Source organism: Chloracidobacterium sp., from assembly GCA_016711345.1.
Lineage (GTDB): Bacteria > Acidobacteriota > Blastocatellia > Pyrinomonadales > Pyrinomonadaceae > OLB17.
The window spans coordinates 2,263,795-2,278,985 of sequence record JADJTD010000001.1 but is presented as its reverse complement, the minus strand read 5'-3'; the positions used below and the strand labels follow the sequence as shown (position 1 = coordinate 2,278,985).

Annotated in this window: 12 protein-coding genes; 3 read left to right on the top strand and 9 right to left on the bottom strand. The window is 49.4% G+C overall.

Features of this window, described 5'->3' with window-relative positions; genetic code table 11:
* The first annotated feature begins 181 nt into the window (after positions 1-181).
* Positions 182-2,326: a bi-domain-containing oxidoreductase gene (locus IPL32_09440; GenBank protein MBK8466043.1), complete on the top strand. Its 2,145-nt coding sequence runs from the start codon at positions 182-184 to the stop codon at positions 2,324-2,326.
* 19 nt (positions 2,327-2,345) lie between these two features.
* Here the strand turns inward: IPL32_09440 and asnB are convergent, their stop codons facing one another.
* From asnB to IPL32_09425, 3 genes are read right to left on the bottom strand one after another with little or no spacing between them, the layout of a single operon-like run.
* Positions 2,346-4,268 (bottom strand): asparagine synthase (glutamine-hydrolyzing), encoded by a 1,923-nt coding sequence (gene asnB, locus IPL32_09435; GenBank protein MBK8466042.1) that lies wholly within the window; start codon positions 4,266-4,268, stop codon positions 2,346-2,348.
* Positions 4,269-5,123 (bottom strand): class I SAM-dependent methyltransferase, encoded by an 855-nt coding sequence (locus IPL32_09430; protein ID MBK8466041.1) that lies wholly within the window; start codon positions 5,121-5,123, stop codon positions 4,269-4,271. It abuts the gene before it with no gap.
* A gap of 5 nt (positions 5,124-5,128) precedes the next feature.
* The gene (locus tag IPL32_09425) at positions 5,129-6,340 is read right to left on the bottom strand and encodes a terpene cyclase/mutase family protein (GenBank protein MBK8466040.1); all 1,212 of its coding nucleotides are present in this window, start codon (positions 6,338-6,340) and stop codon (positions 5,129-5,131) included.
* Positions 6,341-6,412: 72 nt separating this feature from the next.
* Here IPL32_09425 and IPL32_09420 point away from each other — a divergent pair, with 72 nt between their 5' ends.
* Positions 6,413-6,943 carry a hypothetical protein gene (locus IPL32_09420; GenBank protein MBK8466039.1) on the top strand — a complete coding sequence of 177 codons (531 nt, stop codon included), beginning with the start codon at positions 6,413-6,415 and terminating at the stop codon, positions 6,941-6,943.
* A gap of 5 nt (positions 6,944-6,948) precedes the next feature.
* Positions 6,949-7,740 carry a hypothetical protein gene (locus IPL32_09415; GenBank protein ID MBK8466038.1) on the top strand — a complete coding sequence of 264 codons (792 nt, stop codon included), beginning with the start codon at positions 6,949-6,951 and terminating at the stop codon, positions 7,738-7,740.
* 12 nt (positions 7,741-7,752) lie between these two features.
* On the opposite strand, the gene IPL32_09410 is transcribed toward IPL32_09415, so the two are convergent.
* The 6 genes from IPL32_09410 to IPL32_09385 form a co-directional block, all read right to left on the bottom strand.
* A complete protein-coding gene (locus IPL32_09410; GenBank protein ID MBK8466037.1) occupies positions 7,753-8,340 on the bottom strand; it encodes a DUF2585 family protein in 588 nt (195 codons plus the stop codon).
* A 15-nt stretch (positions 8,341-8,355) separates the two neighbouring features.
* The gene (locus IPL32_09405) at positions 8,356-8,805 is read right to left on the bottom strand and encodes an SUF system NifU family Fe-S cluster assembly protein (protein MBK8466036.1); all 450 of its coding nucleotides are present in this window, start codon (positions 8,803-8,805) and stop codon (positions 8,356-8,358) included.
* A 92-nt stretch (positions 8,806-8,897) separates the two neighbouring features.
* On the bottom strand, positions 8,898-10,598 hold the full coding sequence (locus IPL32_09400) for a formate--tetrahydrofolate ligase (protein MBK8466035.1): 1,701 nt from the start codon (positions 10,596-10,598) through the stop codon (positions 8,898-8,900).
* A gap of 55 nt (positions 10,599-10,653) precedes the next feature.
* Positions 10,654-11,877 carry a cysteine desulfurase gene (locus tag IPL32_09395; protein MBK8466034.1) on the bottom strand — a complete coding sequence of 408 codons (1,224 nt, stop codon included), beginning with the start codon at positions 11,875-11,877 and terminating at the stop codon, positions 10,654-10,656.
* 19 nt (positions 11,878-11,896) lie between these two features.
* Positions 11,897-13,054 (bottom strand): Fe-S cluster assembly protein SufD, encoded by a 1,158-nt coding sequence (gene sufD, locus IPL32_09390; protein ID MBK8466033.1) that lies wholly within the window; start codon positions 13,052-13,054, stop codon positions 11,897-11,899.
* Positions 13,055-13,058: 4 nt separating this feature from the next.
* The gene (locus tag IPL32_09385) at positions 13,059-15,191 is read right to left on the bottom strand and encodes a glycosyltransferase family 39 protein (GenBank protein ID MBK8466032.1); all 2,133 of its coding nucleotides are present in this window, start codon (positions 15,189-15,191) and stop codon (positions 13,059-13,061) included.

The window sequence follows — 15,191 nt, the reverse complement described above, 5'->3', positions numbered from 1 at the left end:
GGCACTGGAACGCAGGTGGAACGATGTGGAACGGCCAGGCGTTCAGATCGGGCATAAATCAAGTTATTGCTTATACTTACAAGATTCTTTTGATGATTATCGTTCCGCCGAAAATTCACCGCCTTGTACGGTTCAGCAAACAAAAGTAGTATTGATACTTTGATTTTTTGCTGAGTTTATTATGAAACAGATCCTCCAAAATATGCGCTCAGGCGTTGTTGCTGTTTATGATGTACCGGCTCCTGGCGTCCAACGCGGCCGTTTGCTTGTCAGGACCGCAGCATCGCTGATTAGTGCCGGAACCGAGAAGAACACGGTCGATATGGGCAAGAAAAGTCTGCTCGGTAAGGCTCGACAACGTCCAGATCTCGTAAAGCAAGTCATCGACAAGGCCCGCACCGAAGGCTTAATGAACACTTACACCGCCGTCAAAGCAAAACTCGACGGCACAACGGCGCTTGGTTACAGCGCGGCGGGCATTGTTGCGGCGGTCGGCGAAGATGTTTCAGGGTTTAAGGTTGGTGATCGTGTCGCTTGCGCCGGTGCCGGTTATGCTTCGCACGCTGAGATGATCTCGGTGCCGCAGAATTTGTGCGTTCGTTTGCCCGACGAGATAACCTTTGACGAGGGAGCGTTTGGAACGCTCGGCGCTATCGCTCTGCAAGGCATCCGTCTTTCGCAGCCGACTTTGGGCGAGGCGTTTGTTGTCATCGGTTTGGGGTTGCTCGGACAGATCACAGTCCAATTACTCAAAGCCAACGGCTGCCGAGTCTTTGGGATCGACATTGACGCGGCAAAGTTAAACCTTGCGCGTGAATTAGGAGCGGAAATGTGTTCGACGCCCGCCGATGCCAGCCGCCTGGTCAAAGAATGGTCGCGCGGACGCGGAGCCGATGCCGTCTTGATCACCGCCGCGACAATGTCGAACGACCCGATCGAACTGGCCGGTGACATTTCGCGTTCAAAAGGGCGAGTCGTCGTTGTCGGCCTCGTCGGAATGAACGTACCCCGAAACGTGTATTTTCTAAAAGAGCTAACTTTGCAGATATCAATGTCGTACGGCCCCGGCCGCTACGATCCTGAATACGAAGAACGCGGCCACGATTACCCTTTCGCATATGTGCGTTGGACCGAGGGACGCAACCTCGAAGCATTTTTCGATCTCACCGCCAGCAAAACCATCTCGCTCGAACGTCTCATCTCGCATCGCTTCCCTGTCGAACGCGGCGAAGACGCCTACAAACTGATCTCCGGCGAAACGAAGGAGCCGTATCTCGGAATTGTCCTGCAGTATGACACCGAAAAAGAACTCCCTGCGAGATTGGAATTTGAGAAGAAAACTTCTGATAAAGCATCAGCGATTCGCGTCGGCATGATCGGCGCCGGAAGCTACGCCCAAAAATTTCTTCTGCCGAACTTTAAATCAAACAGCGCCGAGTTTCGCTCGATAGCGACCGCCGCCGGACTGACCGCACGCGATGTCGCCGGACAGTACGGTTTTGCAGGCTGTGTCTCGGACGCAAGCGACGTAATAAATGACGACAATGCAAATCTGATTGTAATCGCGACTCGCCATGACACGCACGCACCTCTTGCCGAAGCTGCGCTAAAGCAAAACAAACATGTATTCGTCGAAAAGCCGCTTGCGATGAATGATGCGGAACTCGACGGAGTATTAGCCGCCGCCGCTGATTCTAGCGGAAAGCTGATGGTCGGATTTAATCGTCGTTTTTCACCGTCAGCTAAACAAGCAAAAGAGTTTTTTGGGGAGCGTCAATTTCCGCTTTCGATCATGTACCGAATTAACTCAGGACGCATCCCGCAGGATAGCTGGATACAGGACCCGATTCAGGGCGGCGGACGCATCGTCGGTGAGGTTTGTCATTTTATTGATCTCATGCATTTTCTGACTGGTTCGCTTACAACGCGCGTATTTGCTGAGTCAGTCACCAGCCGAAGTCACGATATAACCGATGCCGATTCGGTGTTTATAACTTTAAAATTTGCCGATGGCTCGAACGGAACAATTGCCTATGTGGCAGAAGGCGACCGTTCGCTATCAAAAGAACGCGTCGAAATATTCGGCGGCAGCAAAGCGTTCGTGCTTGACGATTTTAGGCGAGCTACTATGCACTCTAACGGAAAGGAAACCGTCAAAAAACTGATGAGTCAGGACAAAGGACAGGCTGAAGAGATCAAAGCCGTGTGTTCGACAGTGCTAAACGGCACCAACGCACCGATCGCTCTCGAAGACCTCGCTACAACGACGCGGGCAACGTTTAGAATTCTTGATTCGCTCAAAACAGGCGACGTTTTTTCTATTTGATCTTTGACAATTTAATATCTCAATCGAGAAATTCCTGCATCCACAGTTCGAGAGTTAAAAGCTGAAAGACTTGCAGACTGAAGTCCTGCTTTCCCGACAAATTGGCACTGACGATCCGTTTGACTTCCATTGGATCAAAAAGCCCGCGATTTTTGATCGTGCTTTCGGATAAGAGTTCATTGACCATCGGCTGCAGCGGGCCGCGAAGCCAAGACCTGATCGGTGCTCCAAATCCGGCTTTTTTCCGCCAGACGATGTCATGCGGCAGCAGTTTTTCAGCCGCACGCTTGAGGATGTATTTGCGTTTGAGGCCTTTGAGCTTAAGATTGACGGGCATTCTCGCCGCCAACTCAATGAGTTCGACATTGAGAAAAGGTACGCGAACCTCAAGATTCGCCGCCATCGATGTCTTGTCGGTATAAGCGAGGTTGAGGCAAGGCAGGAACGTCTTAAAATCGACGTAGAGCAATCGGTTCAGCGGATCGGCATTCTTCACTCGTTCAAAGTAACGCCGATGATATTTGTACGGGTCGAGGCCGTTCGTTTTTTCTCGATTGTTTTCAGTGTAAAGCATTTGCTTTGCCTCGGCTGTGAAGTAAGTGCCAAAGCCGAGGTAACGGTCTTCAAAATCCATGCCCCCACTCTTTGCAAATTTCTTTGCATTACGAAGCGGTGCCGTGAACTTGCCCGGTAAGCCGCCGGGTAAAGTGCTTTCGAGAGATTTGAATATCGGCTGACGAATCCTCTGCGGTATCGGATCAAAGGCACTTGCAAGCCGCATCGCAAGATGTCGCGGATAACCGGCGAAAAGCTCATCGCCGCCAACACCGGACAGCAAAACGGTCAGCGTTTCGCGAGCAGCCTTTGACACCAGATAGCTCGTTATAACGGCGGGATCGGCGACTGGTTCATCAAGATGCCGAACGAGCATCGGCAGCAGTTCGGCGACGTTGGGTTTCAACATGAACTCGTGATAATCCGTATCGAAGATCTGGCCGACGCGGCGAGCCCAAACAGTGTCGTCTGGAATGATATCGTAGTGCAGATCTTCTTTCTCGATGCCGACCGTGTATGTCGAAACCTTTCGGCTGCTGTCGTTTTGATTCATCAGGCCGACGATAACAGACGAATCGACACCGCCCGATAAAAATGCTCCGAGCGGCACATCCGAAAGCATTTCCATATCGACAACCCGGCCGAGCGTTTCTAAAAGCTCTTCGCGCCACTCACCTTCGCTTTTATGTCTATCGATCTCATCAAATGACAAGTCCCACCATTCGGTCTGTATTATCTCGCCATTTTTCCATTTCAGATAATGCGCCGGCGGCAGTTTGAATATATTTTTGAACGTCGTTTGCGGATCAGGCGTCCAGAGAAAAGTCAGGTATTGATCGAGGCCTTCGAGATCGAGTTCGGCACGAATGAGTTTTGTGGCGAGGATGGCTTTTATCTCGGAAGCAAAAATAAGATCATTACCGATCTTTGCGTAATAAAGCGGTTTGATGCCGGCACGATCACGAGCGAGCGTCAGTTCTTTTTCGACATCATCCCAAACGGCAAAGGCGAACATGCCATTGAGCCTGTCGAGACAGCCAACATTCCATTTACGAAATGCTTTTAGCAAAACTTCTGTGTCGGAATTGGTTGTAAAAACTTCACCGTTGGATTCGAGTTCTGAGCGAATTTGTTTGTAGTTATAGATCTCACCGTTGAGGACGACTGAAAAACGCTTGTCGTCGGTGAACATCGGTTGATGTCCGGCAGATGACGTGTCGATTATCGACAGGCGGCGATGGCCGAGGCAAATTTTTTGCTGATTGATGCCAAACGGAGTGGACACAAAAACGCCCTCATCATCACGCCCGCGATGCTCGATAGATTTGAGAGCCGAGCCAATTCGCGTCTCCGGGTCGTTAGAGATTATTCCTGCTATTCCGCACATTTAACTATCTTTTCGAGGCCTCATCCAAACCCACAAATGCCATCCTAGAAGTCCGGCGAGTGGAAGCCATTTTACGTTCAGTGGCGGAGCGTGCATAAAATGCTGATCGGCTTTCACGACCTCGAAATGGTGGAAATCGGTCCGCACATCATCGAGTCCATACACTTTTGAATATGGATTGAAAGGCCCGTCCGTGCTGACATTGATGAAATTTTTCATCGAAAGATATTTCCATATGCCAATCTTTCTAGCATTGTCTAGATGCTCGCCGTAGATGCCGTCGGCCTTTACTCCTAGCCCGTAAAGCCCGAGCAAACCCAACCTTCTCAGGCCGGAAATGCTAAGTAGATAATTCAGCGACCGCTTTGCGTAGAGCATGATGACAAGCTGGCCATTTGGTTTCAACACGCGATATATTTCTTTTTCAGCAACCTTGATCTCGGGAATATGATGCAGCACGCCATGGCTAAAGACAATATCGAAGGAATCATCCGCAAAAGGCAACTCAAGCGCCGACGCTTGCTCGATCCTTTCATGCGAAAGGCTATGCAGCGAAAAGCGCATCCTGGTCCTTTTGACGGCTTCGTCTGTAAGATCAACTCCGGAAAATATGCCGCCACGTCTTGCGATCTGCTCGGAATCGGCGCCCTGACCGAGGCCAATCTCTAAAACCCTCTTGCCGGAAAAATCAACACGATCGAGATTTGAAAGAATGTGCGGCTCGGTCGAGTATCGGTAATCATCATAGCGTTGAAAAAAATCTTCGTATTCCGCGCGCGTTTTCTCATTCAGATCGCCAACAAGATCTGCTCCGCAAGGATGCGACTGCCAAAAATCTTTGATCGCATTTTCCATCAGTTCTATTTGTTGCTTTCGATCAAATGCGCCAAAGCATACGCCATCCACGCCTGCCCCCAACGCATGAAAGGTGTCTTAACGACACTGTTTTTTCGACGCCGGTAATAGAAATATCCTTCTGGGTCTAGCATATTTTCTATTGTCCATTCCGCAGTTTTTCGTGCCATCTGCAGCATTCGATCATCGAGGACACTTAGCTCGCACAACGCTGCAATAGCGACAGCGGAAGAGTGAATATCTACCGGATAAATCGATTTGTCGTAGTATTTTGGCGTACCGTCATAGAGGAAGAAATTGTTGAGCCAAAAGTTCACACCTTTTTTGATAGCCGTGTTTGTTTCATCATGAAGATCGGGAATTGAACTTGTAATGCGGTGAAGCGATTGCAGAACATATGCTGTGTGAAAATTATCGACCCATGCCTGAGAATCTTTCGAGCCATAAACCCAGGCACCGTCGCTCCGTTGACGGCGTGTTACAAACCTCACCGTCTTTGCTGCCATTTCGAGAAACTCCCGGTTGCCTGTGATCGCTCCAACCCGTGCTAGTGATTCGCCGGCGAGCAGGCTTGCGTTAAATATTACACTCTTATCGACCGGCGTATAGCTAAAGCAAACTTCATCGTCTGTTTCGATGGTTCGGTTCAGACTGTTTAGAATGAAGTCGCAGATCTCGCTAGCGACGGCCATATATTGTTCGTCGTTGAAAGTATCATATGCTGCGATAAACGCTTGAGATGCAAATGCCGTGGGTACAATAGCTGGTGTTCCGACAGGAGCAAAAAACACGCGCGACTGCCAATCAAAATTGTAACCAAAGGATGTCGTCAGCTTGCTGTCTTCTGTTTTTCCGACGATCTTAGTCTCAAGCAATCTGTCTAACAGCAAGCGAGCATTTCCTAAGTGTTTAGCATCTTCAGTTTTTCGAAAACGGGAGATTTCGGCAAGTGCGAATAATGCTAAACCCTTCGGATTCACGCCTGTTGGCACATATAGAACAGGCCGCAAATTTAGCGGCGAACGTTTTACCATCTGAAGCCACGCCAGCCGTGTTTTTGCAAAATGTTTCAGTGGTGTCCATTGAAACAAAACACTGTTGAGTCCGTCGAAAGGATCGTATCCGGCGAAATCTTCGCTGTCGCAGTAAGCATAAAGTTCGTCGTAAATTTTTTTGAGGTCGGGCTCCATCAGAAGTCGATACAGAGAGGTTACCATAGATCCACGGCTCACGGCTTTTGCCCTTTGGCTTTAAAAGCTGGATAATAAGGGCTTGTAAACGGCGGCTGTATGAAGTTTTTCTCCGATATTCGGCTCTTACTGCTGGGCCTCTGGCTCGGGGCTGCAGTTTTCTTTATTGGAATTGCGCAAGTTGCCTTTTCGGTGCTACAGCAGCAGCGAGAATTGGCCGGTTCGGTAGTTGGAGGTTCGCTTGCGTTGCTCAATTACAGCGGCCTGGTTGTTGCGACGCTGATGATTTTGTCGTCGCTGGTTGGGGTTTCGAGCATAAACAAATTCTGGCTTTGGACAGAGCGATTTCTGTTGCTTTTGATTGGAGCAGCCTGTGCAGCCGGACAATTCTTGATCGGTTTTTGGCTTTCTTCTGTACGTGCTCAAATGGGGCGTCCGATAGATGAACTAGCCGCAGATGATCCGCTTAAGATCCAGTTTAATACGCTGCATGAGTATTCAGTTTGGATCTTGTTTGCGGCTATGATCGCTGCCTTGCTGGCATTTTTTATTATTTCAAATCGCAAATTCGGAACGGCAAAACCGGCCACATCCGATGTTTACGATTTCTCTAAGGAATTTAAGGTCTGATCGTTATGGAACTTATTGAAAAAATGAGTGATGTCTCTAGTCGTTTTTCCCGATGGAAGGCAAATGACGCGCTCGCGAATTATCCGTGGGTCGAGAATATTCATGCGCCTTTTACTCCGGCACGGCGTGCTTTACCGATGCTCAATCTTGCTCTCATTTCTTCCGCCGGGGCATACATCGATGGAATGGATCCGTTTGATACGGACGCTCGCGACGGCGATCTAAATTATCTTGAAATACCGGTCGAGGTCGAAGCCGCTGATCTGCGTTACTCTGCAAAAGGCTATGACGCTAAAGCAATAAGAGAAGACCGAAACTCACAAATTCCAATTGACCGCTTGCTCGAATATCAATCAAACAGTGTTATAGGCGGCCTCAACAATGTCTGGTGGAGCATCAGCAGTTATATACCAAACGCTGCTCGAATTGCTGATGAACTTGCTCCAAATATTGCCGAACGTCTGCATCGTTATGACGTTCAGGCAGCACTTTTGATTCCGACTTCGCGTCTGTGTCACCAAACGCTTGGCATCACCGCCCGAGCGATCGAACAAAGCGGCATTCCAACAATAATGCTCTCCGTCGATCCAAAGATCACGGACAAAACGCGGCCGCCACGCACGGCCTATTACAATGGTTCATTTGGTTCTGTCGCAGGCAATCCGAATTGGCCTGAATATCAATTGCGTGTGCTGGATGAGACCTTGCGCTGGATAGAGACGTTTGACCAGCCCGGTTCACGCAAACTCGCGGTAGATCTCGAAAGCCAGGTCGAGGCCGCTCGCGGCGAACGTTAAACTGTTTCAAAATCAGTGCGGCATTTGCCATGCTTTGATGGCATCGATCGGATATAACAGCATGATGATGTTTATTAGTAAGCTGTCGTGTATCCAGAAGATCAAGGCTGCCTCGGTCACAAGAAACAACACCAGCGATTTCCAAAACCGCAGTTTATAAGCGATCACAAATCCAGTCGCACAACAAAACATGTCCGACATCGAATTCAGGATCGAGTCGCCAAAATAATCAAGCGAGATAGTTGCTTCGCGGTAACGGTCGATGACATAGCTTGAGTTTTCCGCAATTTCCCAAGCGCCTTCGATCATCACCGCGATAAGCAGTCGCAAGGCAAATTTAACTCTTGGAAAGATCAACCCGATGAGCCAAAATTCAATAACACCGTGAAGCACATGCGTGAATGAATATGGGTCTATAAGATGCTGCGAATTATGTTTTGACCAAATATCCCAGGCCCACGGCGAATAATCGCCCGCCTCACACCACCAGACACGGCCTTGAAAGTACAGGGCGATCATTGCTGTCATCACAGCAACCAACATCAATGCCCACGGCAAATAGTCCCTCCGTGTTTCAAAACTGAATAAACTGGTTTGCATCTGGGGCTTAAAGTTTTATTCCGTCGAAATAACTTCTTCGCCGGACAGGGCTGCATTCAGAGTATGCCAGGACAGACTCGCACATTTAACGCGAGCAGGAAATTCCAACACTCCAGCAAATATCTTCAGCTTTCCGAGATGGTTATCGTCTGTTTCGATGTTGAGTTCGCCGGTGACCATTTTGTGGAACTCATTAAAGATAACCTCGGCTTCGTCTTTTGTTTTCCCTTTGACAGCCTGCGTCATCATCGATGCCGAAGCCTTCGATATCGCACAGCCCGACCCCTTGAACGACACATCTATAACCGTGTCGCCGTCCATGTCAACATACACACGCAAGGCGTCACCGCACAGCGGATTTTTACCGTCGGCCGATCTGTCTGCATTCTCGATCTCGCGAAAGTTTCGCGGATTCTTATTGTGATCGAGTATTGTGTCTTGATAAAGTTCGTTTAGTTCTGACATCTATAATTGCTAAAAAAAGAATATTCATGATTTGCGCGAGCAAACTGTGATCGAGTTTTCTATTATAACCCCTTACGAACGGCAGTGTGAGTTCAGAATAAGCCAGTGATATTTCCATCTTTATCAATATCAACATGCTCGGCGGCGGGATGTTCAGGGAGTGCCGGCATCGTTCGCATGTCGCCGCAGATCGGATAAATAAAGCCCGCCCCAACGCTCGCACGAACCTCGCGAACCGGCAGCGTAAAACCCGTCGGAGCACCCTTTAATGTCGGATCGTGGCTAAGGCTAAGGTGTGTTTTTGCCATGCAAATCGGCAAATTACCAAAGCCGTTCGCTTCGTAGGTTGCGATCTGCTGTTCAGCGTATGGCTCGTAGCTGACACCATCCGCTCCGTATATCTTCGTCGCGATCGTCTCGATCTTTGCCTTTATCGACTGGTCCAGATCGTAGAGAAACTTGAATTCGTGCGGCTGATTCGCGGCGTCAATAACCATCTCCGCAAGTTCGACCGCACCTTTTCCTCCATCGGCCCAATGTGTCGAAACCGCAGCTCCGAGTGCGCCAGCTTCAATTGCAATGCGCTTCACAGCCTCGATCTCCTCCGGATGATCGGATTCAAAAGCATTGATCGCTACCACCGGTGTTACGCCGTGGATCCTGATGTTCTCAATTTGCTTTCGCAGATTGCTCGCACCTGCCTCAACATCAGCTACGTTATTTTCCAGCATTTCAGGCGGCAGCGGCTTTCCGGCAACGATCTTGTACTTGCCGCTATGTGATTTTAGAGCTCTGATCGTCGCAACTATGACACATGCGTCAGGCTTGAGGCCGCTGTAACGGCACTTTATGTTAAAGAACTTTTCCGCACCGATATCCGCGCCAAAACCAGATTCGGTCATTAGGTAATCGGCAGTCTTTATACCGATCAGGTCCGCGAGAATGCTGCTATTACCGTGAGCCACGTTTGCAAACGGCCCAGCATGCACGAGCGCCGGCGTATTTTCAAGCGTCTGCATGATCGTCGGCCGTATTGCATCGCGCATCAAAACGGTCATCGCCCCGGCGGCACCGATCTCTTCGGCCGTAACCGGCTTTTTATCATGCGTCATTCCAACGACGATGCGTCCAAAACGCTTTCGCATGTCCTGAAGCGACGTCGTCAAAGCAAGTATCGCCATCACCTCGGACGCGACCGTTATATCAAAACCGGTCTCACGCGGAATGCCGCCTTCCATGCGTCCGCCAAGGCCGATGATGATCTTTCGCAACGCACGGTCGTTTGTGTCTACTACGCGTTTCCAGGTTATGCTGTGCGGATTGATGTTGAGTGGGTTGCCGCGAAGCAGTTTGTTGTCCGTCATCGCCGCAAGCAGATTATTTGCTGCAGTAACGGCGTGTATGTCACCGGTAAGATTGAGATTAAAGGTTTCCATTGGCACGACCTGTGCGTTGCCGCCGCCGGCAGCGCCGCCCTTTATGCCAAATGTTGGGCCTTGCGACGGCTGGCGCATCGTCACAACGGCGCGTTTACCGAGATGCTTCATCGCCTCGCCCAAACCGATCAGCGTGGTCGATTTGCCTTCGCCAAGGGGCGTCGGCGTGATCGCCGAAACGTCAATATACTTGGCATTTGGCCGGTCTTTGAACTTCTCAATTACGTTAAGACGGACTTTGGCAATATACGGGCTGCCGTACATATCAATATCATCGGAGCCGAGACCGAGCTGTTCGGCAATCTCCTGAATCGGCCGTAATATTGCGTGTTGAGCTATGTAGAGGTCTGTATGCATGCTTGAATTGTGCCACAGTCAAATTTTAAGAAACGTGATGTAACTCACATAAGTTCTAGGCAAAGACCTCAATAACTTTTTGCACTGCGTCAGCCACTTCATCAATCTCTTCGCGGGTATTGTAGAACGCAAACGATGCTCGCGCAGTCGCCGGAACATCAAAGAATTCCATCACAGGCTGCGCACAATGATGGCCGGCGCGGATCGCGATCCCTGATTGATCTAGGATCGTGCCTATGTCGTGCGGATGGATGTCGTCAATTGTAAATGACAATACCGATGCTTTGTTTGCTGCCGTACCGATAATCTTAACGCCCGGGATATCGGACAAACGCTGCGTTGCGTATTCGAGAAGCTCGTGTTCATAGGCAGCTGCCGCTGCAAAATCCAGCGAATTGAGATAGTCAACAGCAGCGCCCAAACCGATGCCAGCAGCGATAGCCGGCGTGCCGGCCTCGAATTTATCCGGCAAGCCTGCGAACGTAGTTCCCTCAAAACTAACTGTGCGTATCATTCCGCCGCCTGTTTGATATGGCGGCATTTTTTCTAGCCATTCTTTTTTTCCATAAAGAATGCCGCTACCAGTCGGGCCATACATTTTGTGTCCCGAAAAAGCAAAGAAATCACAGTCGAGATCTTGTACATCAACAGGAAAATGCGGCACGCTCTGAGCGCCATCGACACAAACCGGCACGCCGAATTTGTGTGCCGTAGCGATCATTTCCTTGATCGGATTTATCGTTCCCAGAGAATTTGAAACGTGGGCAACCGCAACCATCTTTGTCCGCTCATTGAGCAGATTTTCGTATTCGTCGATGATAAGTTCACCGCGTTCATTCATCGGTATCACGCGGATCTTCGCTCCTTTTTCTTCTGCGACCATCTGCCACGGTATGATGTTCGAGTGATGCTCCATCTGGCTAACGATGATCTCATCGCCCTCGCCGATAAACTTCTGTCCGTACGAATAAGCGACCAGATTAATCCCCTCAGTCGTTCCGCGTACGAAGATGCATTCTTTTGCCTCTTTCGCGTTGATAAAGCGTTTGATCTTTTCGCGTGCGGCTTCGTAGGCGGTAGTTGCGTGTTGCGAAAGGTAATGCACGCCTCTATGAACATTCGAATGCTCTTCGGAGAGGTATTTCGTGCCGCGGTCAATCACGATCTGCGGAGCCTGTGACGAACCGCTGTTATCGAGATAGACGAGTGGCTTGCCATTCACCGTCTGCGACAGCACCGGAAAATCCCTTCTAATTTTTTCAACGTCCCAATTGCTCATCTGTTTTACAGCTTTCATTTTAGCCTTCCAATTTCGTGTTCAAACGGTTCAAGACCGCTGCATCAAGATCTTTTTTTATCGACTCGATGCCGATCTTGTTTATGATCTCCTCGGCAAAACCGTACGTCAGCAGATTTCTAGCGAGCGTGTCGGGAAGCCCGCGCGTCAGCAAATAAAACAACTCTTCTTCCTCAAGCTGCCCAACCGTTGCGCCATGCGAGCATTTCACGTCGTCATTAAATATCTCAAGCTGCGGCTTGGTATCGACGCGGGCCTCGTTCGATAGCAATAGATTCTTATTCGACTGCTGTGCGTCGGTGCCGTGGGCATTTTCTCGAACGAAAACCTTGCCGTTAAAAACGGCGCGCGAGTTGTCGTTCAAAACACCTTTGTACGTCTGATGCGAAATGCAGTTTGGCACCATATGATCTATCACCGAATGCGTGTCGCTGTGCTGCGACCCGTTGAGCATATACAAACCATCTACGAACGCCTCGCCGCCTTCCGAGGTGAATTTCAGGTCAATGCCGTGCCGCGAGATCGCACTGCCAAGATTTATATTGGTCGAATCGTATCGACTCCCTGCACCGAGAGCTACCTCGGTTGTACCAATGTGAAAGGCGTCAGCCGATTCTTTCTGCACACGATAATGCGTCAGATTTGCGTTGTCCTCAACAATGATCTGCACTGCCGCGTTAGTAAAGCTCTTTGTTTGTGAAGCATATGTTTCAATAATAGTGGCTTTGCTTCCAGCTTCGGCGATAACCAGAACATGCGGAAAAATCACAGTATTTTCATCCGCCGCAAACGACAATTCGATCGGTTTCTCGACACTTGTGTCTTTCGCAATATGAATAACTTCAAAATTGGCAAATGCAAGATTCAGAGCGGCAAAACCGCTTCGGCGACAGTTGAATTTACCTAACCTTTCTCCTGACTTCTCGCCCGAAGGCGAGAAGTCAGGACGAAAAGGAGTAACAACCCACTTCTCTTTTGCGATCGGAGCAACATTTGTATATTTCCAATCTTCGTCCTTAACGGTCGGGAAGCCCAATTGTGAAAATATCGCAAACGCATCTTCGCGCAGCTTTCGCAAACCGGCATCGGTTTCCGCTTTCAAAAACTCTCTAAATTGTTCCGTAAATTGTGATTCCATTACGGCTGTTGTTGATACCATTTCTCTAAAATACCTTTACCAAACTAAACTTGTTATCGCTCTTGATCGTGTTTGCAGTATCCAAAATAAGATCTTTTGCGATCTTTAATTTCGCTTCATTTTCCGCACGCGGTTTCTTGTCATCCACGAGTGTCGAGCGGTCATAATCAAACAAAAAATCGTGCCGCGTCAATACATATTTGATGCCCATCGCGGCTGTTTTGGTGCGCAGTTCCTGCGCGGAGTTTGATTCCCAAACCATCTTTCGCAACGTCCAATCTTCAAACAGATAATCCGAAAAAATTGGCCGCTCGATGTTGTAAGTATCGCGACGCATGTTGATGAGCCATACTTTGGCATCCGGTGGCGTCTCGGTATTTAGCCATTGGTAGTATGAATAGTAATCGAGATTACGCGCCAGATACTGGTCGCGAGTTTCACCGCCAAGCACGACGCGAAGCGGGGCCTTTTGGCAAAACCATGCAAGCGTTGTAAGAATACCGCAGACTGATGCAGCAACAAGTGCGTATTGAGCAACTTTACTAATACCGTTTCCGATCTTTTCCGCCGACGCCGCAATAGCTATAGCAAGCAGCGGAGCTATCGGCAAAAGGTATCTTAGCTGTTCACTCGAAAACAGCCAGAAGAGATACATCACGCCCGCAACGCCCGCCATTATTTTGATCTCAACTGCAAGATCAAATTTCCACAATGCCCAAATCAGCAGCGGCAATCCGATCAAGAATGCAACGCCAAGCACGCCGTCATAATTCGCAGGCTGCTCGGGTTGTGCGGCGACTGACAAGCGAACGGGCGCCGTCAGATAATTGATCTTGTCCGTATCAACGCCGCCGTATTGCGAATTCATTCCCTGAAACAGGTTCGAACGCTCAACATCCCAGCCCGCAGCCTTACCGGGCCAGATGCTCATATAAAAAGGGAAGACAGGACTGCCGGTCGCGACCCAAGTGCGCATGTACCACGGCGAAGCGATCACGCCAGCGAGAAACAACGCCGCAAATCCGCCCATGACAATCTTGCCCGGGCTAACGACAACCGCAGTGTCAGAACCGGGAGCGATAGCGACTGGGTTCCTCGCACGCAATAGAATGATCAGTGCGAATGCCGCGATCACAAACACAGTCGTCAACTTAACCGACAACGCCGCACCAAGAAATATGCCGATCAGTATCACCCAGCCCCAAGTTTGCTCCTTCCACCAACGCGTCAATCCATACGCCGCAAGCGTCACATAAAGAGCAAGCGAAAGATCTATGTATCCGCTCGACGCAACATGATAAGCCGTCGGCACAGTCGTCACCAAAGCGGTTGCTAATAATGCCCAATGACGTGAGATACCAATCTCGCGCGACCAACCATAGATAGTCAGGAGCAGTAAAGGAAAGAACAAAAAGATAATTGCCCCCGCAGCGGCTTCTGCAGCACGAGGACTAAAAAGCCCGCCAAGCAACATAGCCCAAACTGGGTGCATTTCAGCCCCTAGGGACAAATAGCTCGCAATATTGCCGTCGATGAAGGCATTACTGTGTTGGGCAATAAACGCCTTTGGTACAGCGAAATGATAGAGCAGAGAGTCCTTCGCAGTTAGCGGAGCAAGAGCCGCAATCAATCCAAGAAAGATTGGAAACATTCCCAATGTCACATATATCCATTCACCTATCGACTTTCCATTCCAATATCTATAATCCACGTTGCCCGATTTAGCTCTCCCCGTAGGAACAGCAAGTAAGATATTTCCAAATGCGATTGAGGCGATTGCGGCAACCGGTGTATACAATCCAACAAGACCTAAAAAAAACCAGATAATCGACCACGTTGCTGCACCAACAGCAGTAAGGCCACCTAGTAAAAGCCAAACAGAACTACTTTCGATCCACGATGGCATGATAAATCGACAAACCTGTTTGCCGACACCAATGCAAGCTTGAAAGATAAAAATGGCGACCAAAATACCAATCAGGCAGTCAAATACCAACTCGCCAGTAAGCGGCCCGCCGCCAAAATTTACAATAAACTTTGGCAACTGCCCAATATCACTGCCGCGATATGCCAAAAAAGCAACGATACACACAACAGCAAAAACCGCGAAGCTGATCGCGGTCATGCTGCTGCCTTTTTGTGTCGTTGCTTGGGACAT